Annotated in this window: 21 protein-coding genes; 3 read left to right on the top strand and 18 right to left on the bottom strand. The window is 68.3% G+C overall.

From position 1 onward, the window contains the following. The 7 genes from glgX to glgA form a co-directional block, all read right to left on the bottom strand. Positions 1-2,113, bottom strand: a 2,113-nt coding sequence (glgX, locus tag N5D45_RS15260; RefSeq protein ID WP_279939248.1) for a glycogen debranching protein GlgX, incomplete at its 3' end; no start/stop codon positions are given. Then, the gene (locus N5D45_RS15265; protein WP_080352942.1) at positions 2,100-2,270 is read right to left on the bottom strand and encodes a DUF2934 domain-containing protein; all 171 of its coding nucleotides are present in this window, start codon (positions 2,268-2,270) and stop codon (positions 2,100-2,102) included. The genes N5D45_RS15265 and glgX, both read right to left, overlap by 14 nt. Next, positions 2,239-4,812 carry a malto-oligosyltrehalose synthase gene (treY, locus tag N5D45_RS15270; protein WP_057503718.1) on the bottom strand — a complete coding sequence of 858 codons (2,574 nt, stop codon included), beginning with the start codon at positions 4,810-4,812 and terminating at the stop codon, positions 2,239-2,241. The genes N5D45_RS15265 and treY overlap by 32 nt, the downstream gene beginning before the upstream one ends. Beyond that, positions 4,809-6,653, bottom strand: coding sequence for a 4-alpha-glucanotransferase (locus N5D45_RS15275; RefSeq protein ID WP_057503717.1), 1,845 nt, complete (start codon positions 6,651-6,653; stop codon positions 4,809-4,811). Before N5D45_RS15275 ends, treY begins: the two co-directional genes overlap by 4 nt. Further along, positions 6,650-8,368 carry a malto-oligosyltrehalose trehalohydrolase gene (gene treZ, locus N5D45_RS15280; RefSeq protein WP_057503716.1) on the bottom strand — a complete coding sequence of 573 codons (1,719 nt, stop codon included), beginning with the start codon at positions 8,366-8,368 and terminating at the stop codon, positions 6,650-6,652. Before treZ ends, N5D45_RS15275 begins: the two co-directional genes overlap by 4 nt. Beyond that, positions 8,365-10,599, bottom strand: a complete 2,235-nt coding sequence (locus tag N5D45_RS15285; protein ID WP_279939249.1) for a 1,4-alpha-glucan branching enzyme — start codon at positions 10,597-10,599, stop codon at positions 8,365-8,367. Before N5D45_RS15285 ends, treZ begins: the two co-directional genes overlap by 4 nt. Beyond that, a complete protein-coding gene (gene glgA, locus N5D45_RS15290) occupies positions 10,596-12,122 on the bottom strand; it encodes a glycogen synthase GlgA (protein WP_082587881.1) in 1,527 nt (508 codons plus the stop codon). The genes N5D45_RS15285 and glgA overlap by 4 nt, the downstream gene beginning before the upstream one ends. Before the next feature lie 441 nt (positions 12,123-12,563). Here glgA and N5D45_RS15295 point away from each other — a divergent pair, with 441 nt between their 5' ends. Then, entirely contained in the window at positions 12,564-12,992 is a 429-nt protein-coding gene (locus N5D45_RS15295; protein ID WP_197657007.1) for a PAS domain-containing protein, read from the top strand. After that, a complete protein-coding gene (locus tag N5D45_RS15300; protein ID WP_197657006.1) occupies positions 12,989-14,518 on the top strand; it encodes a sulfite reductase flavoprotein subunit alpha in 1,530 nt (509 codons plus the stop codon). Before N5D45_RS15295 ends, N5D45_RS15300 begins: the two co-directional genes overlap by 4 nt. Before the next feature lie 93 nt (positions 14,519-14,611). Here the strand turns inward: N5D45_RS15300 and N5D45_RS15305 are convergent, their stop codons facing one another. The 11 genes from N5D45_RS15305 to moaA form a co-directional block, all read right to left on the bottom strand. Continuing rightward, positions 14,612-15,280, bottom strand: a complete 669-nt coding sequence (locus N5D45_RS15305; RefSeq protein WP_164191801.1) for an ATP-binding cassette domain-containing protein — start codon at positions 15,278-15,280, stop codon at positions 14,612-14,614. Next, entirely contained in the window at positions 15,270-15,953 is a 684-nt protein-coding gene (modB, locus tag N5D45_RS15310; RefSeq protein WP_197657005.1) for a molybdate ABC transporter permease subunit, read from the bottom strand. The genes N5D45_RS15305 and modB overlap by 11 nt, the downstream gene beginning before the upstream one ends. 3 nt (positions 15,954-15,956) lie before the next feature. Next, entirely contained in the window at positions 15,957-16,700 is a 744-nt protein-coding gene (gene modA / locus N5D45_RS15315; RefSeq protein WP_057503709.1) for a molybdate ABC transporter substrate-binding protein, read from the bottom strand. 23 nt (positions 16,701-16,723) lie between these two features. Continuing rightward, a complete protein-coding gene (locus N5D45_RS15320; RefSeq protein WP_057503708.1) occupies positions 16,724-17,500 on the bottom strand; it encodes a helix-turn-helix domain-containing protein in 777 nt (258 codons plus the stop codon). 68 nt (positions 17,501-17,568) lie between these two features. Further along, the gene (locus N5D45_RS15325; RefSeq protein WP_057503707.1) at positions 17,569-17,934 is read right to left on the bottom strand and encodes a hypothetical protein; all 366 of its coding nucleotides are present in this window, start codon (positions 17,932-17,934) and stop codon (positions 17,569-17,571) included. After that, a complete protein-coding gene (locus N5D45_RS15330) occupies positions 17,931-18,473 on the bottom strand; it encodes a molybdenum cofactor guanylyltransferase (RefSeq protein WP_057503706.1) in 543 nt (180 codons plus the stop codon). Before N5D45_RS15330 ends, N5D45_RS15325 begins: the two co-directional genes overlap by 4 nt. A 108-nt stretch (positions 18,474-18,581) precedes the next feature. After that, the gene (locus N5D45_RS15335) at positions 18,582-19,082 is read right to left on the bottom strand and encodes a molybdenum cofactor biosynthesis protein MoaE (protein WP_057503705.1); all 501 of its coding nucleotides are present in this window, start codon (positions 19,080-19,082) and stop codon (positions 18,582-18,584) included. Positions 19,083-19,085: 3 nt separating this feature from the next. Then, complete coding sequence (locus N5D45_RS15340; RefSeq protein ID WP_005413671.1) at positions 19,086-19,346, bottom strand: MoaD/ThiS family protein; 261 nt, start codon at positions 19,344-19,346, stop codon at positions 19,086-19,088. After that, positions 19,346-20,599, bottom strand: a complete 1,254-nt coding sequence (gene glp, locus N5D45_RS15345; RefSeq protein ID WP_057503704.1) for a gephyrin-like molybdotransferase Glp — start codon at positions 20,597-20,599, stop codon at positions 19,346-19,348. The genes N5D45_RS15340 and glp overlap by 1 nt, the downstream gene beginning before the upstream one ends. Further along, the gene (gene moaCB, locus N5D45_RS15350; protein ID WP_057503703.1) at positions 20,596-21,594 is read right to left on the bottom strand and encodes a bifunctional molybdenum cofactor biosynthesis protein MoaC/MoaB; all 999 of its coding nucleotides are present in this window, start codon (positions 21,592-21,594) and stop codon (positions 20,596-20,598) included. The genes glp and moaCB overlap by 4 nt, the downstream gene beginning before the upstream one ends. A gap of 8 nt (positions 21,595-21,602) precedes the next feature. Beyond that, the gene (moaA, locus tag N5D45_RS15355) at positions 21,603-22,583 is read right to left on the bottom strand and encodes a GTP 3',8-cyclase MoaA (RefSeq protein WP_057503702.1); all 981 of its coding nucleotides are present in this window, start codon (positions 22,581-22,583) and stop codon (positions 21,603-21,605) included. A 564-nt stretch (positions 22,584-23,147) separates the two neighbouring features. Between moaA and N5D45_RS15360 the strand changes: the two genes are divergently transcribed. Then, complete coding sequence (locus N5D45_RS15360; RefSeq protein ID WP_057503701.1) at positions 23,148-23,522, top strand: hypothetical protein; 375 nt, start codon at positions 23,148-23,150, stop codon at positions 23,520-23,522. The last annotated feature ends 19 nt before the right edge of the window (positions 23,523-23,541 follow it).

A 23,541-nucleotide genomic window follows, 5' to 3' on the forward strand; every position in this document is an offset into this window, starting at 1 on the left:
TGCTGCTTGCCGCCAGCAGGCACAGGCTGCGCGGCGGCAGCGTCCAGGCGCCTTCCTCATCCGGCTCCAACGGCGTTTCGTCGGTCTGCAGGAGTACGCGCCGGAACGACAGGGCGTCGTCTGACACACAGAACCGCTGCGGGTGCTCCCCGGCGTTCAACAGCAGGGCCAGGCTGACATGCCGCCCGGGCTCGCGCAGGCCACTGTCCGGACTGCGACCGTCCAGTACGATCAGTAGCGCACGCAGCCCTGCGTCATGCCAGTCCGCTTCCTCCATGCCGCGACCATCTGGATGCCGCCAGTCGATATCGCGCAGGCCCAGCGCCTCATCGTATTCGCCGCGCAGGAACCGGTTCCGGCGCAGCAGGCCGTAGCGCCGGCGCAGTGACAGCGCCCGCCGCACGAACGCCACCTGCGCCTGTGCAGCCGGCAATGCTGCGCGCTCCCAGTCGATCCAGCTCAGCGGGTTGTCCTGGCAGTAGGCGTTGTTGTTGCCCTGCTGCGAATGGCCGAACTCATCCCCGGCGAGCAGCATCGGGGTGCCCTGCGCCAGCAGCAGCGTGGCCAGCAGGTTGCGCATCTGCCGCGCACGGAGGGAGAGAATCTCCGGATCATCGGTCTCACCCTCCACGCCATGGTTGCAGGAAAGGTTGTGCGAATGGCCATCACGGTTGTCCTCTCCGTTGGTCTCGTTGTGGCGATCGTTGTAGCTCACCAGATCGTGCAGGGTGAATCCATCATGCGCCGTCACCAGATTGATGCTGGCCGACGGCCGCCTGCCGTGGTGTTCGAACAGGTCGGCCGAGCCGGTGAAGCGCGTGGCAAACTCCGCCAGCTGGCCGCCATCGCCGCGCCACAGCGCGCGCACCGTATCGCGGAAGCGGTCGTTCCACTCGGCCCAGCCCGGCGGAAACTGGCCCAGCTGATAGCCGCCCGGGCCGATGTCCCAGGGCTCGGCAATCAGCTTCACCTGGCTCAGGATCGGGTCCTGGCGTACCGCATCGAGGAAGCTGCCCGAAGCGTCGAAGCCATGCCGTTCGCGGCCGAGGATGGTTGCCAGGTCGAAGCGGAACCCATCCACCCGCATCTCGGTCACCCAGTAGCGCAGCGAGTCCATGACCATGCGCAGCGCACCGGCATTGGTCAGGTCGAACGTATTTCCGGTGCCGGTATCGTTGATGTAGTAGCGGCGATCATCGGCCAGGCGGTAGTAGCTGGCGTTGTCGATGCCCTTGAACGACAGCGTAGGGCCCAGCTCATTGCCTTCGGCGGTGTGGTTGTAGACCACGTCCAGGATCACTTCGATGCCGGCATTGTGCAACCGCGCGACCATCTGCTTGAACTCGGCCACGATGCCCAGCGACAGGTAGCGAGGCTGCGGCGCGAAGAAGCCGATGGTGTTGTACCCCCAGTAATTGCGCAGCCCGCGCTCGAGCAGCTGCTGGTCATCGACGTATGCGTGCACGGGTAGCAGTTCGATGGCGGTCACGCCCAGATGGCTGAGGTGGTCGACCACTGCGTCATGGCGCAGGGCAGAGAAGGTGCCACGCTCGGCCTGCGGGACATCGGGATGCTGCATGGTCAGCCCGCGCACATGCGCTTCGTAGATCACGGTCCGGTCCCAGGGCGTGGCAGGTGCACGCTCGACACCCCAGCTGAAGGCCGGGTCGATCACGGCGCAGCGCGGCATGTAGCTGGCGCTGTCGCGGCGGTCGAAACTGAGATCGCCATCGCGGTGACCCAGGGTGTAGCCGAACAGGTGGGGGGCCCACTTCAGTTCGCCGACGATCTGCTTGGCGTAGGGGTCCAGCAGCAGCTTGTTGGGATTGAAGCGATGGCCCTCTTCCGGCGCATACGGGCCGTGCACCCGGTAGCCGTAACGCTGCCCGGGCCGCACGTCCGGCAGGTAACCATGCCAGATCTCGTTGGTGTACTCGGGCAGCGCGATGCGTTCCACTTCGCGGTTGCGTCCATCGAACAGGCAGAGTTCCACCCGCGTGGCGTGCCGCGAGTACAGCGCGAAGTTCACACCCAATCCGTCCCAGGTCGCCCCCAGCGGGAACGGCCGGCCTTCGCGCACCCGCGAGGTCTGCGTCCACTTACGGCTCGCCATCAGTGCCCTCCTCCCCGCGCGCGGCGGCAATCTCGGCTTCCACCAGCCGCTCGGCCATGTGCCAGTGCCGTTGCTGCTGGTCGTCCGGGCGCCCTTCTGCCTCCCAGATCTGGTGGGCAAGTGCCTCAATCCGCTGCCGTCGTTCCCTGCTGTCCATCCCTACCTGTCTCCTCGTTGATCCATATCGCCAACGGGCTGCCAGCCAGAAGCCCGGCCACGTCCGCGGTTGCGTTGAAATGTTCGATGCGCCCGTCCAGGACATTGCGCATGGGGCCTGCCGGCAGCCCACGCAGCGTCACGCCGCTGCCGACGTCGCGCGGAATGTGCAGGCTGGGCCCCGGCATGGTGGTGGGCGAACTTCGCCGTACGACCACCAGCAGCACCTGCGCCTGATGCCTGCGCGTGAACGCCAGCCACGGCGAGCGCGCAGGCGCGGACAGCGGCTGCAGCGCGCCGTGCAGGAAAAGATGCGGGTGCCTGCGGCGGCAATCGAGCAACTGCCGGAGCAGGAATGCCTTGATCCCACCGTCCCGCCAGTCATCCAGCAGCGCGGGCCACCCGCGCGCATCACGCAGCCACGCGTGCCGCGCCGGATAGTCCACCGCGTACCGGTTGTCCGGGTCCACCAGGCTCAGGTCCCAGCCTTCGCCGCCCTGGTAGAGGTCGGGCACGCCGGGCAGGCAGTGCTGCAGGCACAGCTGTGCCAGGCCGTTGCAGGCGCCCGCCGGCGCGATGCGCGCCACGAACGTCGCCAGCGCCTCCCGCACCGGCTGCAATGGCGCTCCATCCAGCAGCGCGTGCAGCCACTGCGCGGCGGCCTCCTCCACGGCCACGTTGGGATCGGACCAGCTGCTGACCCGTTTACCCTCGCGCAATGCCTTGGTCAGCCATTGCACCATCCTCGATGCGAAGTCGGCGCCGGGGGTACCGTGCATCGGCCACGCGGCGACGAGCGCCTGCCATAGCGCATAGGTCTCGGCACCCGGCAACGGCATCGGCGCGCCGGCGTGGGTCGCCATCCGGCTCCAGCGCCGCACCGCGTCCCGCCACTCGACCGTGCAGGTACTGAGAACCGCCAGCCGTGCCCGGCTGTCGGCCCCGCGCTTGTGATCGTGGGTGGCCAGCGCAAGCAGCGCCCTGGGATGGCGCCGCAGGCGCCCGGCTGCATGTTCCAGCAGCTCGCGCCCTTCCATGCCCAGCCGCTGCGGATCACTGCCGACTTCGTTGCGCGACAGCAGCCTGAAGTAACGATAGAAGCCTGTGTCTTCCACCGACTTGGCATTCAACGGCGCGGCCAGCTGCCCGAACCGTACACGCAGCTCGGTTTCAGCCGGCGCCTGGCCGGGAAGTGCCTGCAGCAGCAGATCCAGCGCGGCGCGTGCCGCACCGTCCAGCGCCTCGCGCGCAGCAGCTGCAGCGTCCACCAGCGCCTTTCGTTCACCCGTCCACTGCAGCGAATAGGGCCGGTAGGTGCGGTAATGCCGCAGCAATGAAGCCAATGCGCGTGCCAGCGCAGCCACTCCGATATCGGCCTCGGCCAGCCGGGGCTGCAGGACCTGCTGCGCACTGCGCAGCAGCCGCTGGAAGTCTGCGTGAAGGCCCTGGCGCAACATCATGCCGCGAGCGTCCTGCTGAATCCAGTCAAAGCTGCGCGAGTCACCGCCCAGCGCCTGCCACGTGCGCGAGAGCGCGGGGGCAGCCGCCGGATCGTGCAACCAGGCACCGGTCTGGTCCATGAAGTCATAGCCGGTGGTACCGTCGCAGGCCCAGCTGTCGGGCAGCTGCTCGCCCTCGGCCAGTATCTTCTCCACATGCAGGCTCACCGCCTGCGGATCACGACCGCCGGCCGCACAGGCTGCGTCGAGCGATTCACGAAGGCGCCGCAGGTAGGCGCCCGGGGAGGACAGGCCATCCACATGATCGATACGCAGGCCGTCCACCCGTCCCTCGCGTACCAACCGCAGCGGCAGCGCATGCACCGCCTCGAACACGTCGTCACGCTCCACCCGCAGCGCGGCCAGTTCATTGATATCGAAAAAGCGCCGGTAGTTCACCTGATCGCCCGCCGTGCGCCACCAGGCCAGCCGGTAGTGCTGCCGCTGCAGCAGCGTATGCAGCCGTTCAACGCTGCGGTTGCAGCGCTCGGCCCACGCCGGCCACTGCGCGGGGTCCAGTGGATGGCTGCGCGGCGACAAGGGCAACGCCAGCCCGTGGTGGCGCAGCACGGGACGCGCGTTGTCCACCACCACGCGCACTACGCCATCGCGCACCGCGTCGTGCAACGGCCGGTCCAGTGCAGGCAGCCAGAGCCGGCCCTCGCAGCCCGGCGCCTCCCAGTCGATGTCAAACCATTCTGCGTGCGGGCTTCGACGCCCGTGCATCAGCACATCGTTCCACCAATGGCTGTGCGGGGACGCCGCCAGATGGTTGGGTACGATGTCGAGGATCAGGCCCATGCCGTGCGCGCGCGTCGCTGTGGCCAGTTGCCGGAAGGCTTCTTCGCCGCCCAGTTCCGGATTGATGCGGGCCGGGTCGATGCCATCGTAGCCATGCGTAGACCCGGGCAGCGCAGCGGTGATCGGCGACAGGTAAAGGTGGCTGACGCCCAGCGCGGCGTAGTACGGCAGCTTCGTCGCGGCGGCCTCGAGGTCGAAGCCTGCATGCAATTGCAGGCGTACGGTGGCACGCAATGGAGTCATCGCCGCTCCCTCCGCCGCGTGGCGCTGAAGCGGGCAATACGTGCGTCAACCGCGTCCTGGTCCCACGCTAGCGGTAGCCGCCGGCGCCAGTTCGGATGGCCGTTGACGGTGCCCGGCAGGTTCACCTGCGCGCGACTGCCCAGGGCGTCTTCCAGCGGGAGCAGCGCCAGCCGTGACGATGCGTGCGCGACCAGCGACAGCGCACGCGCTTCAAGCGTGGCCCCCTCGCCCCGGGCGACTGCGGACAGCGCCTGGACCTCTCTGGAGCGCGCGTGCAGCGCCGACGGAAGCCCGCTCAGCTCACCCAGGCGGGCACGCCAGCGCAGGTCGCGCCCGTGCAGCCAGCCGGACAGCGGTGGCAGATCATGGGTGGAGGGCATGGCCACCGCATCGCGGCGCCACCGTGGCGCCGGCAGGAAGCGCTCACCGTTGCGGGCGAACGGCAGCACCTCGATGCCCAGGATGCCGCGGGCTGCCAGCCGCTGGCGAACGCCCGGCGGCACCACGCCCAGGTCTTCACCAATCAGCACGCAGCGATGCCGCCACGATTCCAGCACCAGCAGGTTGATCAGATCATCGAACGGATAGCGCAGGTAAACGCCCTGCCCGGCGCCCGCCCCGCGGGGAAGCACCCACAGGCGCTGCAGGCCAAGGATATGGTCGATGCGCAGCCCGCCACGGCCGGCCATCACAGCGCGCAGCACGCGGATGAACGGCTCAAAGCCCTCGCGCTGCAGGGCGAAGGGTGACCAGCTGGTGATACCCCAGGCCTGGCCCAGCGGATTGAACGCATCCGGCGGCGCGCCCAGTTCAAGACCCTGCAGCAGTTGGTCGCCGCCGGTCCGCGCCTCGACGCCCTGCGGTGCGCAACCCACCGCCAGATCCGCGATCAGCCCGATCGACGCGCCGTCGTTGCGCAATCCCGCCTGCACCTGCGCCCAGCCCTGCCGCGCCAACCATTGCGCAAACGCATGGTCGTCGGCGCTTCCAGTGAACCGGTCGGCGGCGTGCTGGCAATAGCGCAGCAGGGGTTCGCCTTGCGCATCGCGCCACGTCTGCATCTGTTCGCACTGTGCCGGCGCCTGCTGCCGCAGCCACTGGTGCACCTGGCGCAGCCAGCGCCACTTCAACGCCGCCGAGTGCGGCCAGTCGATGCGGCGCGCTGCGGTGGCGGCTGCAACTGCCGTCGCCAGTGCTTGGTCTTCAGCCAGCACGGCGTCGGCTGCCTCCGGCAGTACCTGCGGCAGGGACACCTGCAGTGGATCGAGCCAGTGCCGGTCGCTGGGCGAATAGGGGCTGTAGCCTGGCCCAGGTGGCAAGCCGGCATGCAGCGGGCTCAACGCCACTGCATCGCCGCCGTGACGGTGCAGCAGTTCGCTCCATCGTGCACAGCCGGCGCTGTCACCGATGCCAGCGTCGCAAGAGGCGCGAAGGCTGTAGACCTGCGCCGACAGGCCCCAGCCGCGCAGCGTGCCCTGCGGCCACCAGGCACGTTGTGGCGCCACCGCAACCGCCTGTTGCCGGTCGCCCCGGCGCCACTGCCAGTAACCCGGCTGGTCCGGCACGCGCCAGCGCCCTTGCGCATCGGCGCGTGCCGGCAGCACTGCGCCATGCTCATCCACCCAGCACGCTGCGCCGGCTGCGTCCGGCATCGCCAGCAGCTGTCCACAGCAGGCCGTGCGCAGGCCACCGTGCTCGGGCGCTGCATCGCCCTGCAGCCCCTCCAGCACCGCGCGCAGCACGTCCGGTGCGACCTCGCGCTCGACACCGGCCACGTCGGTCCAGCGAACCAGCAGGCCCGCGCGCCGTGCCGCCTCCAGAACCGCCGCATCGGTACTCATGCGGCGACCCAACAGGCAAGCACGCCGCCGCCTGCGGGCAGCAACGTGGCAGCGTCCGGCCCCACAACGTGCTCCCCGGCCGGCATCGCATGCACCACCGGCGACGGGCCGACATTGACCGCGATCCACCACTGGCCCGACGGCAGCTGCCAGCCCGCCTGCACCGCGCCTTCGCCCAGCACGCGCGCACCCAACGACCGCGCCTGCAGCAACCCGGGCTGCAGATAGCGCCTGCGCAGTGCCAGAAACCCGCTCGTGCAGCGCAGCCAGTCCTGCGACCAGGAATCATCGCCGGGCGGCGACGTGTAGGACGCCTGCAGGGTGGCCGGGTCGTTCGGGTCGGGAATACGCGCGCGCGCGGCGGCGTCGGCAAAGGCGCTGAAACCAGCGAACTCGCGGCGACGCCCTTCGCGCACCGCCTCGTCCAGCGGCGGCGCGTAGTCGGTGAAGAACAGGAACGGCGATTGCGCCTGCCACGGTTCGCCCATGAACAGCAGCGGGATCATCGGCGTCAGCAGGGTCAACGCCAGCGCCGCACGCAGCCGCGCCGGATCCACCAGCATCGACAAGCGCTCGCCGAAAGCACGGTTGCCTACCTGGTCGTGGTTCTGCGCGAATGCCACAAAACACGCGGGAGACAGGTCGGCGCTGGGTTCGCCGCGGGGATCGCCGCGCAGGTCCGGTTCACCCTGCCAGGCGAATCCTTCGGCCAGGCAGCGCGCCAGCAGTGCTTCGGCGCGACCGGCATAGGCCGCGTAATAGCCCTCCTGCTCGCCGGTCAGCATCACGTGCAGCGCATTGTGGAAGTCATCGTTCCACTGCCCCTGGTAGGCGCCGCGCAGCCACCGCGCCTGGTTGCGCTCGTTCTCCAGCACCAGGTGCGCGTGCGGGGCCACCGCACGTACCTCATCGGCCAGCTGCTGGAGGAAACCGTCATCGTCAATGGCGTGCACCGCGTCCAGGCGCAGGCCATCGAAGCCGTAGTCGCGCAACCACATCAGCGCGTTGTCGATGAAAAAGCGCCGCACCCAGGGCTGGCGGAAGTCGATGGCCTCGCCCCACGGCGTGCTGCGGTCGTCACGGAAGAACCCGCGCGCGTAGTCGCGCAGGTGGTTGCCCTGTGGTCCGAAGTGGTTGTAGACCACATCCAGCAGCACCGAGAGCCCTGCATCGTGCGCCGCTTCGATGAAGGCCCTCAGCGCTGCCGGCCCGCCATAGGCATGGGCCGGCGCATACGGGAACACGCCGTCGTAGCCCCAGTTGCGCTGGCCGGGAAACTGCGCGACCGGCATCAGTTCAATGGCGGTGATGCCCAGCGCGGCCAGCATCGGCAGCTGCGCGGTCAACGCCGCGAAGCCGCCGCCGGCCTCGATGTGTGCTTCATAGATCACCAGATCCTGCCAGGCATGCCCGCGCCAAGCGGGTTGCGCCATGGCCGTGTCCAGCACCACCGCGCTGTCTCCGTCGATGCCGTCCGGCTGCCAGCGCGAGGCCGGGTCGGGCACGTCCTGACCGGAAGGAAGGCGAAAACGGTAGCGGTCGCCATGCGATGCCGGTGTCCGCAGCCAGTGGCAGCCGTCCGGGTCACGTTGCATCGGCTGTTGCGTGCCGCGCAGGCACAGCGCCATCGTCCTTGCGTCCGGTGCCCACACGCGGAACTCCACCCCGTCACCGGCCACCGGCCAAGCGCCCAGGCGCGGGGCCACTGTGGTCATGCATCAACCTGCAGGTACAGCGTGGACAGCGGCGGCAGGGTCAGCCGCAGCGACTGGGCGTGGCCGTGCATCGGCCTCGACTCGGTATGCACTGCACCGAGGTTTCCCGCATTGCCGCCACCGTAATACGCGCTGTCGGTGTTGAGCCGTTCGGTCCAACACCCCGGTTGCGGCACGCCGACCCGGTAGCCGTCGCGACGCACCGGAGTGAAGTTGCTCACCACCAGAAGGGTGCGGCCGCTACCGGCAGGATCCCGGCGGATGAAGGCGTAGACGCTGTTGCGGCTGTCGTCGGCCACGCTCCAGTCGAAACCGCGTTCGTCGCGTTCGTCGCGATGCAACGCAGGTTCGGAACGCAGCACGGCATTGAGGTCGCCCACCAGGCGTGACAGGCCCTGGCCCTCACTGCTGGCCGCCCGTACCCAGTCCAGTGCCGCATCGTGCGACCACTCCTGTCCCTGGCCGAACTCGCCGCCCATGAACAGCAGTTTGCTGCCCGGGTGCGCCCACATGAAACCGTAGTACGCGCGGAGCTGGGCCGGCCGCTGCGCCGGCTCGCCCGCCATCTTGGCCAGCAGCGCCCCCTTGCCGTGCACCACCTCGTCATGCGAAAGCGGAAGCACGAACCGTTCGGAGAAGGCGTAGACCAGGCCGAAGCTGATCTCACTATGATGATGCTGGCGATGAACCGGATCGCGCCCCAGGTACTGCAGGGTGTCGTGCATCCAGCCCATGTTCCATTTGTGGGTGAAACCAAGTCCGCCCTGCTCCACCGGCGCGGTCACCCCTGGCCATGCGGTGGATTCCTCGGCGATCACCAGCACGTCCGGAAAGCGCTCGCGCAGCGTCTGGTTCATCCGCCGCAGGAACGCGACCGCCTGCAGGTTCTCGCGTCCGCCCTGCTCGTTGGGTATCCACTCCCCCTCGGCACGGCTGTAATCCCGGTACAGCATCGACGCTACTGCGTCCACGCGCAGACCGTCGATATGGAAGCGCTCCACCCATTCCAGCGCACTGCCGATCAGGTAGGCAGCCACTTCGTTGCGGCCATAGTTGTAGATCAGCGTGTCCCAGTCGGCGTGCACGCCTTCGCGCGGGTCGGCGTGCTCGTACAGCGCGGTCCCATCAAACCCGGCCAGGCCATGGGCATCGTTGGGGAAGTGCGCGCTCACCCAGTCCACGATCACGCCGATGCCGGCCTGATGGCAGCGGTCCACGAAGCGCGCGAAGGCCTGCGGCGTGCCGTGGCGCGCCGTCGGCGCGTAGATCCCCAGCGGCTGGTAGCCCCAGGAACCGCCGAAGGGATGCTCGCTCACCGGCAGCAGCTCGATGTGGGTGAAGCCAAGCCCGGCCACGTACGGAATCAACCGGTCGGCCAGGGCATCCCAGTCCAGCGGCGCGCCCTCGTCGCTGCGCTGCCAGGAGCCCGCATGCACCTCGTAGATCGACAGTGGCGCGCGGGTTCCGGCGTGGGGACGGGCCGCCATCCATGCGTCATCGTGCCACTCCATCCGCCCCGCAGAAGGCACCCGCGAAGCAGTCGCGGGAGGCAGCTCGGCCCAGCGCGCCATCGGATCGAACTTGTCGGTCATCACCTGGCGATCAGCCCCGACAATGCGGAACTTGTAACGGGCGCCCGGCTGCACGCCAGGCAGGAACAACTCCCAGACGCCAGCGGTATGCCGCAGACGCATCGGATGGCGTCGGCCATCCCAACCATTGAAATCGCCAACCACGGCAACCCGTCGCGCATTGGGGGCCCATACCGCGAAGCGCACCCCGTCGATGCCCTGCAGCTGCATCGGCAGCGCGCCCAACTGCCGCGCTGCATCAGCATCGCCGGCATGGAAACGCTCCAGCAGCGCCTCATCCAGCAGCGGACCGAAGGAATAGGCATCGTGTATCTGTTCCACACCCTGCTCGAAATGCAGGGCGAGCAGCGGCACGGGCGCTTCACCTGCTGCACCTTCGAACAGGCCAGGCAAGGGGCCCGGTTGCAGGTCCCAGCGCCGCTCCGGGCCCGCAATCACCTCCACGCGACGCGCGTGGGGCACCAGAACGCGCAGCTGGCGCTGGCCATCGGGCTGTTGGTGCGGCCCGAGCCAGGCAAACGCATCGGCCGGTCGTGCATGGACGAGGTCCTCCAGCGCCGGCGCGACCCGCTGATCCAATCCCGTCTCCGGGATCGTCTCATCCTCCAGGGCGGCCAGATGCAGGCTGTCGTGACTCATGCGGCCACCTGGCAGGTCTGCTGGTACAACGCCAGGTAGGCACGCCCCGCCGCATCCCAACCGCCCGGCCGCAGCATGGCCGCGCGGCGCATGGCCTGCAGCAGGCCGGGCAGGCGGAAGGTGCGCATCGCCCGTTCCACGCAGCGGCGCAGGCCGTCGGCATTGGCGCCGTGGAACAGGAATCCGGTTACGCCATCCTCGACGGTATCGACCAGCCCGCCGGTCGCGTGCGCGATGGGCAGGCAGCCGAAGCGCTGCGCGTACATCTGGCTCAACCCACAGGGTTCGAAACGCGAAGGCATCAGCAGGAAGTCGGCGCCGGCAAACATCTGGCGGGCCAGCGCCTCCTCGAAGCCGATGAATGCGCCCACCCGTCCGGGGTAGCGCCGGGCCAGCGCCTGCACCTGCGCTTCCACCTGCGGCTCGCCACCGCCGATGATGACCAGCTGGCCGCCGGCCGCCACGATCTGCGGCGCCACGTCGCAGGTGATGTCCAGGCCTTTCTGGTGCACCAGGCGGGACACCACCGCGAACAGCGGGCCGGCGGAGGGCGCCAGGCCGAATGCCTTGCGCACCGCATGCGCATTGGTGGCGCGCCCGGTCCACTCACCAATGCCGAAGTGGGCCTTGAGATGGATATCGCGACGCGGGTCCCAGCTGGCGTCGATGCCGTTGACGATGCCACTCAGGTGCCCGCCGGCCGCGCGACGCGCCAACAGATCATGCAGCCCGCAGCCGTCATCCGGGGCGGTGATCTGCTGCGCGTAGCGCAGGCTGACCGTGTTCAGGCGCGTGGCGTTGGTGATCCCGCCTTGCAGGAACGACATCTGCCCGTGGAAGTGCAGTTCATCCAGGTGTTCGGCCGGTACGCCCAGCACAGCTGCAAGCGCGTACGGAAACAGCCCCTGGTACGCCAGGTTGTGGATGGTCAGCAGGGTCGGCACGGTGGTCCGGTCCCAACGCACGTAGGCGGCCGCCATGGCCACGGGCCAGTCGTTCAGGTGCAGCAGCTGCGGCGACCAGTCCAGCCCGGCACGCCCGGCCGCGATCTCCGCGGCCGCGTGTGAGAGCGTGGCGAAGCGAACCGCGTTGTCCTTCCACTCCTGGCCCTGCCCGTCGACGTAGGGCGATCCTTCACGCTCGTACAGCTCAGGCGACAGCAGCACATAGATCGGAAGACCGTCTGCCTGCACCGCCATGCCGATCGTGCACGCCGGCAAGCCGGCCCGCGCGCTGACCTGCCCCACCCGCTGCAACTGTGGCAGGCGCTGCAGTACTTCCGGGTAGCCGGGCAGCAGCACGCGCGAATCACAGGCGCCGCGCACCGCACGCGGCAGGGCCGCGGCCACGTCGCCCAAGCCTCCGGCCTTGATGAAGTCGGCCATCTCGGTCGCGACGAACAACACACGCTGTACCAGTTCCGGCAGCTGCAGTGGTTGCGAGTGGCCACGGCGGGTGCCGATCGGCACGGGCGTGACCGGAGAGATCGCAACGGGTGAAGCGGACTGGGCGGCGCGGGCCATGGGGATGATCTCGGATGCTTCAGGCAGACAGACGCCAGCGGCGCCCGGACGGGCGCTGATGCTGGGAGGGAAGTCGACGCAGGACGTGGGGGACGTCAGCGAGAGGCTCAGGACGACAATAGCCCTGCATGCGATCAACCAACCGTGAAGCCATGGCGATTTCTTTGTGACAAGGTGTCATGAGCTCAGTACACATGACAGGCGCCCGCCTCCCGCCCGTGTCTCTTCCGTAGAGCCGAGCCCGCGCCCGGCTGCTGGCAATCCCGTTTGCCCCGTGAGCCGAGCATGGGCTCGGCTCTACAGAGATTCTTCCTGCGACACCCGGTCGCAGGCCATCGCATCACCCACTTGACCAATGTCAAACCGCCCGCCGCCGTGCGGGCGTATCTCTATGCAGGACCCGAACACGCCGGCGTTACCGGCATCCACAAGGACCCTGCGATGAGCTACACCCCCGACAACGCCCAGCTCGTGAATGCGCTGCAGAACGTCATGGTGATCTCCACCACCGACCTGCAGGGCAACATCACCTACGCCAATGACCTGTTCTGCACGCTCACCGGCTTCGCCCGCGAAGAGCTGATCGGCCAGCCGCACAGCATCGTGCGCCATCCGGATGTGCCCAAGGCCGTCTACAAGGACATGTGGGACACCATCAAGGCCGGCAAGACCTGGACCGGCATCGTGCCCAACCTCGGCAAGGGCGGCGTGCTCTATGTGGTCGATACCACCGTGCAGCCGCTGTTCGACGCCGACGGCAACATCACCTCGTACATCAGCATCCGCCGCGTGGTGAACGACCTGATGCAGAACTACGACCTGGTCGAGTTCAGCAAGGAAAAGTTCGACGACTTCTACGAGGCCGCGTGAACGCCCTCCCGACCAGTACGCCCTTCAGCCGCCTGCTGGTGGGTTTCGCGTCCGAGTCGGGCAATGCCCGCGCCCTGGCCCAGCGCCTGGGCGCGGACCTGCAGCCGCACGGCCCGCAGGTGCTCCCGTTCAACGACATCGACGTGGCCAGCCTCGGCCAAGGCGACGTGCTGCTCGCGATCTCCAGTTCGTTCGGCGATGGCGAACCGCCGGCCAACGGCGAGCAGTTCTTCGAAACACTGCGCCAGACCCCGACGCTGAGCGGCCTGCGCTATGCGGTGTTCGGCCTTGGTGACACCGGCTACCCCAGCTTCTGTGGCTTCACCAAGGCGCTGGATGCTGCGCTGAGCGAGCGCCAGGCGCAGCCGCTGCTGCACCGCGTGGACGCCGACCTGGGCTACGAGCAGTTCTTCCAGCAATGGCAGCCGGTGCTGGGCCAGGTGCTGGACGGCGACCTCAGCGCCGGCCGTGACCTGCACCTGCAGGTCACCGCCTATGGCGAAGACAATGCCTTCGCCGCCCCCATCCTCGAACGCCGTCGCTTGAACAGCAGCGACCCGGCCGCCTGGCACCTGCAATTGGACATTGCCGGCAGTGGCATGGCCTACCGCGCGGGCGACACCCTGCACGTGGTGCCAGAGAATGACCCTGCCCTGCTGCAGGCATTGGCCAGCTGGTACGGCGACACCGCCGCCGTGGCCGCCCTGCATGACCGCGAGCTGCGCCTGCCGAGCAAGGGCGTGCTACGCGAACTGGCCAGGCTCGGTGGCAGCGAGGTACTGAAGGGCCTGTTGAAGGTCAGCCAGAAGCGCGAGCTGGACGCCTACCTGCATGGCCTGGACCTGCTGGACGTGCTGCAGGACCACGCCACCCCGGACAGCGTTCCGCTGGACCGGCTGCGCGAACTGCTGTCACCGCGGCTGCCGCGCGCCTATTCCATCGCCTCGCACCCGTGCGACGACCAGCTGAGCCTGTGCGTGCGCGAAGTGCGCTACACCCTGCGCGGCCGCGAGCGCTTCGGCACTGCCACCGGCAGCCTCCTGCATGGCAGGGACCATGCCCGTGTGTACTGCCGCTCCAACCCTGGCTTCCACCTGCCCGATACCGGCGAGGCACCGCTGCTGCTGGTCGGCACCGGCACCGGCATCGCGCCCTTGATGGGCCTGATGCAGGAACTGCAGGCCAACGCCTGCGAACGTGAAGTGCACCTGGTGTTCGGCGAGAAGCATCGCCAGCACGACTACCTGTACCGCGACCAGCTGCAGGACTGGCACACGCGTGGCGTGCTGGCCGGCCTGCATACCGCGTTCTCGCGCGATGGCACCGAAAAGGTCTATGTGCAGCATGTGCTGCAGCAGCGCGCCAGCGAAGTGCGCGACGTCCTGGCCCGCGGTGGGCATCTGTACCTGTGCGGCAGCAAGCGCCACCTGGAAGGCGCGGTGCGCGAGGCCATCGATGCCGTCGCGGGTGCAGGGCAATGGGACGCGCTGCGGAATGAAGGCCGCACGCACTGTGAACTGTATTGATCCGTTGATCCTGTAGAGCCGAGCCCACGCTCGGCTGCTGTTGGCGGTGTCGCGCAGAGCAGCCGAGCATGGGCTCGGCTCTACAGGCGCCGGTCAATCGCCGACGATGCGGCCGTCCACCACGCGCGCCACCTGCTGGCCGAACATGGCCACGTCCTGCGGGTCGTGGCTGATCAACAACAACGGGATGCCGGTCCGGTCCAGCACGGTTTCCAGCTCCTGGCGCAGGTGCTGGCGCAGGTCGTGGTCCAGTGCGGAGAACGGCTCATCCAGCAGCAGCGCCTGGGGCTGCGTCACCAGGGCGCGCGCCAATGCAGTGCGCTGGCGCTGGCCACCGGAGACCTGCGAGGGCAGCAGATCGCCCACCGTGTCGATGCGGAATGCGTGCAGCCACTGCTCCACCGCATCGAAGCGCTGGCCCGCGCGCGGATTCAACCACCCGCGCTCCAGCCCGAACGCCACGTTCTGGCGCACGCTCAGGTGCGGGAACAACGCGTAATCCTGGAACACGTAGCCCAGCCGGCGGCGCTGCGGCGGCAGATCCACGCCGTTGGCCGCATCGAACAAGGTCTGCCCCTGCACGCGCACATGTCCCTGCCCGGGCCGCAGCAGCCCGGCCACCGCCTTCAGCGTCAGGCTCTTGCCGGCACCCGAGGGTCCGAACAGCACCACCTGCCGCTGCGTGCACTGCAGCGATACGTCCAACACGAAATCCTGGCCGGCCGCCCGCAGGCGGCGCTGCACCTGCAGGTCAAGCCACATCACGCAGCTCCCGGCGACGTCCGCCCACCAGCCGCGCAGCCAGCAACAGGATCACGATGCAGACCACCGAGGTCAGGATCACCAGCGCATTGGCCTTGCCATCCTGACCGGCCTGCACCGCCTCGTAGATGGCGATCGACAGCGTCTGCGTGCGCCCCGGAATGCTGCCCGCCACCATCAGCGTGGCACCGAACTCGCCCATGGCGCGTGCGAATGCCAGCAGCAGCCCGGCAAGAATGCCACGCCAGGCCAGCGGCAACGTGATGCGGAAGAACACCGCGGCTTCGGACACACCGAGCGTGCGTGCGGCTTGTTCCAGCTGCCCGTCCACTTCCTCGAACGCCGCGCGCGCCGGCTTGAACACCAGCGGCAACGAGGCCACCGCCGCCGCGATCACCGCGGCCTGCCAGGTGAACACCAGGTTGATGCCGAACCACGATTGCAGCCATGCGCCGACTGGGCCGTTGCGACCGATCAGTACCAGCAGGTAGTAGCCCAGCACCGTCGGCGGCAGCACCATCGGCAAGGTCAGCAGCGAATCCAGCAGCTCACGGCCGGGAAATCGCCGCCGCGCCAGCAATGCGCCCAGTGCCACGCCCAGCACCAGATTGATCGCGGTGGCCCAGCCGGCCACCTTCAGCGACAACCACAGTGCGCTCCAGTCCAGATCCATGCCTCAGGGCGTGCCGAACCCGTGCCTGGCCAGGATCGCCTGGCCTTGCGGCGAACGCACGAAGGCAGCGAAGCGCCTGGCCTCCACCGGCTGCGTACTGGCCTTGGTCACCGCCAGCGGATAGGCAATGCGCCCGGGCACCGGAACCGCGAAGGCACGGCGCACCCGGTCGGGCATTGCCTGTGCATCGGTGGCATAGACGAAGCCGGCATCCACTTCACCGCGCGCCACGTAATCCAGCGACTGGCGCACGTTCTGCGTCGTGATGATCCTGCCCTGCACCGACGGCCACAGGCCCGCCGCTTCCAGCGCGCCCTTGGCATAGCGGCCGACCGGCACGCTGTCCGGGTTGCCCAGTGCGATGCGCTGCACACCAGCACCGGCCAGGTCCTTCAAGGTATGCGGCGCAGCCTTGGCCTGCGGCGGCACCACCACCCACAGCGCATTGACCGCGAACACCTCGCGGGTGCCGGCCGCCAGCAGGTCCTGCTGCTGGGCATGGTCCATCGTGGTTTCATCGGCCGACGCGAACACATCCACCGGTGCGCCGCGGCTGATCTGCTGCAGCAGCACGCCGGAGGCGGCGAAGTTGAAATCCACCTTGGTTCCCGGGTGTGCCTTCTCATAGGCGGTGCCCAGTTCGCGGAAGCTCTCGGTCAGGCTCGATGCCGCCGACACCGTCAGCTCAGCCGCCCAGGCCGGTACTGCAACCAGCATTCCCAGCAACAACAGCCCCGCTCGCATCATGGGTCGGCCCCTCGCCTGCCTGATCAGTCCAGTCCGGATTCCCGGGTCACGGCCAGTTCCGCCAGCCGCTCGGGTTGCAGCAACAGCATCTCACGTTGGTTCACCGCAATCACACCCTCGTCGCTCAACCGGCGAAGCACCCGGCTCACCGTCTCCGGCGCCATCCGCAGGTAGTTGGCAATCTCGGTACGGGCCATGCTCAGGTTGAAACGGGTGGCCGAGAAACCGCGCCGGGAATAGCGCTCGGAAAGATCCAGCAGGAACGCCGCCATGCGCTCCTCGGTGCGATGGTTGGCCGCCAGCGTGGCGACCTTGCCGATCTCCGCACTGAGCAGGCTGAACAGCCGGGCCTGCAGTCCCGGCATGCGGGTGGCCAGCAGGCTCAGGCGCGGAAAGGAAATACGGCACAGGTAGACCGTGTCCAGCGCTATGGCATTGCAGGGGAAGCGCGCGCCATGGATGGCATTGAGCCCGATCACTTCACCGGGCAGGCTGAATCCCAGCACCTGCTCGTTGCCCTGGCTGTCATCGACAAAGGTCTTGACCATCCCCGCGCGGACCGCTGCGATCGAATCGAACGGATCGCCCGCACGGAAGAGATAGTCGCCAGCCTGGAACGGACCCACATGATCGACCAGCACATGAAGCTCGCCCAGCGCGGTCTTGTCGTAGCCCTGCGACATGCAGGCGTCCGAGAACGCACAGGTACTGCAGAAGTGCAGCGCGTCACCGTCATCGGCCGCTGCCGGATTGGGCGTGGCCGGTCGGGACGCGGAGGGAGCGGAGGGATTCAGGGGCATTGCAGCAACGCAGGAACGAAGGCCCTCATCATACGACAGCGCGTCACCCGGCCCTGAGCAACCTGCGCTTACTCCGGCGCAGGTTCAGAACGTCGCTGCGGGCCACGCTGCCGCACGCTGTCTCGCACATCCACGTCGAACTGGAGCTGCAACATGCTGTCGTCATCCAGGGCGATGCCGAAGCCCAGGCCATCGCGGCAAGGCAGCCGCCCCGCCAGCCCTTCAACAGCTTCGCGTGGCAGCACCAACCGGCAGAATGTGCCGCCATCAAGCAGCACGGCCTGATCGCCTGCATGCAACGAGACCGCGGCGCCCCAGCCGCCACTCCCACCGAAGCGGGTCAGGTTCTCCACCGACTCCCCGCCAAGCAGTCGTGCCAGTTCCTCTTCATCCACGCGCAGGCGCATCGATTGCTGTTGCAGCTGGACCTTCATGCTGTGATGGACTCCCATTCCGACGGGGTATTGCAGTTGAGCAGCAACGCCTGATCCTCCGGCGCCAGTGGCAACCGCGTCACGCCCAGGCGTTCCTGCAGGGCGCGCAGTGAACGACGCGCCGTCGGATCCTCAATCAGCTCCTGCAGCACGCGGCGGCAATGATCATCGATCGGCAACCGCATCGGCAACGGTTCATCGTCGAACACCGTGCAGGCACGCGCTTGATCGGCCTGCAGCCGTTGCAACAGCGCGGGTGTCACCCGCGGCGTATCGACCGGCACCACCCAGGCGGGGCCATCAGTCATCTTCATCGCGACACTGTAGAGGCCGCCCAGCGGGCCGCAGCGTGCGACCCGGTCCGGGATTCCGCCAAACGCCGGGTAGTCACCGCTCACCCACACCCGCCCGGCGCCCGCCTGCAGCAACAGCCCCCGCATGTGTTCCAGCATTGTGCGGCCGTGCCAGGGCAGCAGCGCCTTGTCGCGGCCCATCCGGCTGGACAGGCCACCGGCCAGCACGATGCCGTTGATGGTCATCGCAATAGAGCCACGCCATGCGTGGCTGTGTCGGCCGGACGCGCGGGAAAGGCCTCATCCACGCATGGCGTGGATCTACTGAGTCCCGCGCCCCTCCGAAGGGCGCGGTCAATGCCCATGGTCATGTGTGTGGTCGTGGGAGTGCGAAGCTTCGCTGTCTGCATGGCATAGGCTGCAGCCCTCGCTCCACGCGCTGTCGCCGTCTTCGTAATGCTCCTGCTTCCAGATCGGGCACTGGTGCTTCACCACCTCGATCAGCTGCCGGCACGCGCGGAACGCCTCGTCGCGGTGCGGGCTGCCGGCGGCCACCACCACCGCCACATCGCCGATGCCGAGTCGCCCCTTGGCATGGGCCACATACAGTTTCAACTTCGGACCGAACGTAGCCTCGACCTCGGCCGCCAGGCGCTTGAACTCGTTCAGCACCAACGGCTCGAACAGGTCGTAGGTGATCCCGGTCACCCGCCGGCCCACATTGACGTCGCGCACCTTGCCGATGAACACATCGATGCCGCCGAAGCCCGGATCGGAGACCGCCGCGATGCCTTCGGCCGGATCAATCGCCGCCTGCGCGCGGTCCACCACCTTCGCGATGATCGTCTCGCTCATCGCTCAGCCCCCGCTCACCGGCGGCAGGATCGCCACTCGGCCATCGTCGGGCAACGCCTCGTGGTCGCGCAGCACGCGTTGCTGGTCGGCGAACGCCGAGTAATCCAGCAGCCCGGCACGGAAACCCGGCCAACGCAGCGGCAGCAGCTCGCGCAGCGCCTGGCGCAGATCGGCCACGGTGCCGCCGGCCACCTCCACGGCAATCTCGCGGCTGGCATCCAGATCGGAGAACGCGCCGAACAACTGCAGATTTACCTGTCTCATCACGGCTCCTGGCTCGCCAGCTGCACCGGGTCCTGATGACCCCAGCCCTGCACACGCACCGGCGTGCCGGCAGGGGCCAGACCGCCCTCGCCTTCCAGCACCACCCAGGCGTTGGCCTGCAGCATGGACATCAAACGGAACGACTCCTGCCCGGCCAGCACGCGCGCACTCAGGCGACCCTGCGCATCCACTTCCACCCGCGCCCGCGCGTGGAAGCGCAGGCCGGGCGGCGTGCGCACGTCGGTCTGCAGGGGCAATGTCAACACCGGCTCCGGTGCCAGCCCCAGCAGGCGGCGCAGTACCGGCTCGACGAAGAAGCGCTGGCCCACCGCAGCCGACACCGGGTTGCCGGGCAGGCCGAAATACAGCGCGCCATTGGGCAGCACCGCAAACAGCAACGGCTTGCCCGGCCGGATCGCCACCTTGTGGAACACGATGCGCGCACCCCGGCCGCGAAGCGCGTCGGGAATGAAATCGTAGCGGCCGGCCGACACCGCGCCGGTGCTGATCAACAGCTGCGCACCCGCGTCCAGCGCTTCATCCAGGACCGCGTTGAACGCCGCCACCTCATCGCCCACCGTGCCCTGCCAGACCACCTCGGCACCGGCGGCCTGCAGGCGGCCGACCAGATACGGCCGGTTGCTGTCACGAATCTGCCCGGATGCCAGCGTCTGCGCCGCCTCGGTCACCAGCTCCTTGCCGGTAGCAATCACCGCCGCCTTTGGCCGCGCCACCACCGCCACCTCGCCCACGCCAATGGCATGCAGCAGGGTGCGCGCGTTGATGTCCAGCACCTGCCCGGCCTGCAGCACGCGCTCGCCGTCGCTTACATCCTCGCCGCGCAGGCGCACGTTCTGGCCCGGCTTCACCAATGCCTTCAGGGCAATGCGGGTCGGGCGGCCATCCTCGCTGGCGAGGATTTCTACGTTCTCGACCGGTACCACCGTATCCAGCCCTGCCGGCATGCGCGCACCGGTCATGATTTCCCAGGCACCCTCGCCGCCTTCGGCGCCGGCATCGCCTGCTGCCTGCCAGCCCTGAACAGCGAACTCGGTACCAGCTTCGAACGTCGCGCCGTTGGCGCGCAGCGCGAAGCCGTCCATCGCCGAATTGTCGAACGGCGGCAGTGACTGCGCGCTGTGGATGTCACTGGCCAGGACCCGCCCGGCCGCCTCATGCAGCGGCAGGTGTTCGGCCGGCAACGGCGTGGCCGCGTCCAGCAGGTGCTGCAGCGCTTCACTGTAGGCAATCATGCGTGGCCATCCCCCTCGACCATCGCCAGCGCATGGCCCAGCACCGGCGCCAGGATATCCAGGCACTGCGCCGCCGCCTTCGGGCTGCCAGGCAATGCAAACACCAGCATGTTGCCCAGCTGCACCACCTCGGCGCGGCTCAGCCAGGCCATCGGCGTGTGCTGCGCGCTCAGCGCCCGCACCATCTGTGCCAGGCCATGCACCGGCCGCGCGTTCAACGAACGCAGCGCCTCCGGGGTCAGGTCACGCGGGCCCAGCCCGGTGCCGCCGGTACACAGGCACAGGCGCACGCCCTCGGCCGCCAAGGCCTGCAGGCGGGTGGCCAACGGCTCGATGCCATCAGGCAAGACCTCGGCGGCCACCACCTCGCCACCCAGCTTTTTCAGCCCGGTCACGAGGGTCGGGCCGGACACATCCTCATAACTGCCCTCGCTGGCGCGATCACTCAGTGTGATCACCGCGCAGGCCGCACCCTCCAACCCCTTCGGTGCACGCGGCTTGAAACGCGCACGCTCGGCCTCGTCCATGCCGTCGGGGTGCAGCCAGACCCCGCGCTTGCCGCCTTCCTTGAACAGCAGGCGGATGCCTTCGATGCGCAGCGCCGGCTCCACCGGCTTGCTCAGGTCGTACAGGGTCAGCAGCGCCGCGTTGACGCCGGCCAGTGCCTCCATCTCCACGCCGGTGCGCGCCTCGCTGGCGCACTCGCACCACACGCGGATCGCCTGCCGCTCCGGCACCGGTGCGCAGAACACCTGCACCAGTTCCAGCGGCAGCGGATGGCACAGCGGCATCAGCATCGACGCCATCTTGGCGCCCTGCAGGCCGGCAATCTCGGCCATCACCAGCGCATCGCCCTTGGGCAGGCGGCGCTCGACAATCAGCGGATAGGCCACCGGACCGGCATGAAGCTCGCCCACCGCCACCGCACGACGGCGGCTGATGCGCTTGTTGCGGACATCGGCCATGTGGAAGGCCGCATTCAATTCCCCACTCATCGTGTTGCTCATCCTCCGATGGAGGCCAGGTGCGGGGTCAGCCCGGTCTGGCCCTGGTGCAGTCCATGCCCGGCCGCTTTCAGGCCAAGCTGGGTGGTGATGCGTGCCAGCAGCGCGTCGTGGTCCTCGTCGCGCTGCAGCAGCGGGCGCAGCGGCACGCCGAACTCGCCGAACAGGCACAGCCGCAGGTCGCCCTTGGCGGTCACCCGCAGGCGGTTGCAGCCCTTGCAGAAGTCACGCGAGTACGGCGCGATGATGCCGATGCTGCCGCGATGGTCGGGGTGGCCGAACTCGCGCGCCGGGCCGGCATCGGCGGCGCGCGGGCGCTCGTGCCAGCCAGCCGCCAGCAGCTGCTCGATCACCACGTCGGCGCGCAGGTGGTGGCGCTGGAAATAGGCTTCGTTGTCGCCGGTACGCATCAGTTCGATGAAGCGCACGCTGAAGGGGCGATCGCGCAGGTACTCCATCCACTGCGGCAGCTCGTCGTCGTTCAGGCCGCGCAGCAGCACTGCGTTGAGCTTGATTGCCGAAAGGCCCAGCGCCTGCGCCAGCGCAAGACCCTGCTGGATCTCTGGCAGACGGTCGTGGCCGGTGATGGTGTGGAAACGCTCGCGCTGCAGGCTGTCCATGCTCACGTTCAGCGCAGTCAGGCCTGCCCGGTGCCAACCCGGCAGGCGCCGCGGCAGCAGCGTGCCATTGGTGGTGATGGCCACCTTGCGGATGCCCGGCACCGCCGCCACGGTGGCGATGATCTCGTCCAGATCCTTGCGCAGGCTGGGCTCGCCACCGGTCAGGCGGATCTTGCTCATGCCCAGCGCGGCAAAGGCCCGCACCAAGCGGCCGATCTCATCCACCTGCAGGAAACGCGGGCGGCCGTCGGCCTGGTACCCGTCGGGAAGGCAGTAGCTGCACCGGAAGTTGCAGGCTTCGGTGAGCGACAAGCGCAGGTACGGAAAGCTGCGTCCGAAGCTGTCGGTGAGTTGGCTCATCGCTGTTCCGCCTCCTGGTACCACCCTGCAGCCCTGCCCCTGAACGGGTTGTCGACCCCAACCCGCAGAGTGCGCTGGGGCGTTGAAAGCGTCAACCCGGGAGGCACGCAGCCTGAATTGGCACCGCCTGTCGTGATAGGCCCTCCCCGCCCGTCCCGTTCGCCGTGACAACCTGGACACATGTCGCAGATTGCACGTTGCGGGCGGATCACTACGCCAGCCAGCACTGGCGGGGCTTAACAGCGTAGGACAATGTCAAAAGCGTCTCCAATCGAGTGATGTTTGCAACTCTTCTGATTGGCATTGCACAGCGCCAGGGGCTCAGATGGCGTGCCACCGGAAAAGGGTGGCCGGGCTTCGAATCCCGTGTTGGCCTTGAGTAAGTGCGCTTGCCAGCCGGCGTCACCATGCGTGGCGCCGGCTGGCAATCCGTCTGCCGGCTATGGCGGGCGGTGCGTTGGGGGCGTTCGCGCCCGCCGGCTTGAGGCCAACCCGGATTCGAACCACGTACCGCCCGCCACCTTTCGAGTGGCGGCTACCGATTGCCCTGCACGGAGCCTCGCCATGAACGAATCGGACTTCCCGCATCTGCACGCCTACCGCAGCGCCGCCGGCGATGACGGTTCGCCACAGGCTGCGCCAACAGTGGACAGGAACACCTTCATTGCCAATCTCCACCGCATCGGCTCCGGTGCGGCGGCCGATGGGCAACCGTGGCCGGAGCGTCACCAGCTGCCCGGCCGCCGCCTCGCCCTGGCCGACGCCGATTGCGCGTTGACCGGGTTGCGGGTGGTGCTGGAAATGCTGCTGGCGGCCGAACGCACCCGGCAGAATGGCGAACCGGAAGAGTACGTGGGCGACCGGGTGATGGAGGGGTTGGTCATGGCCTGCCAGTCGTTGTGCGCGCAGGCGGTGGGGCGGTTGCAGCCCGAAGGGTGAACGCGATGCGCCACGCCCT

The sequence above is a fragment of the Stenotrophomonas sp. GD03819 genome (assembly GCF_029841665.1).
GTDB lineage: Bacteria > Pseudomonadota > Gammaproteobacteria > Xanthomonadales > Xanthomonadaceae > Stenotrophomonas > Stenotrophomonas geniculata.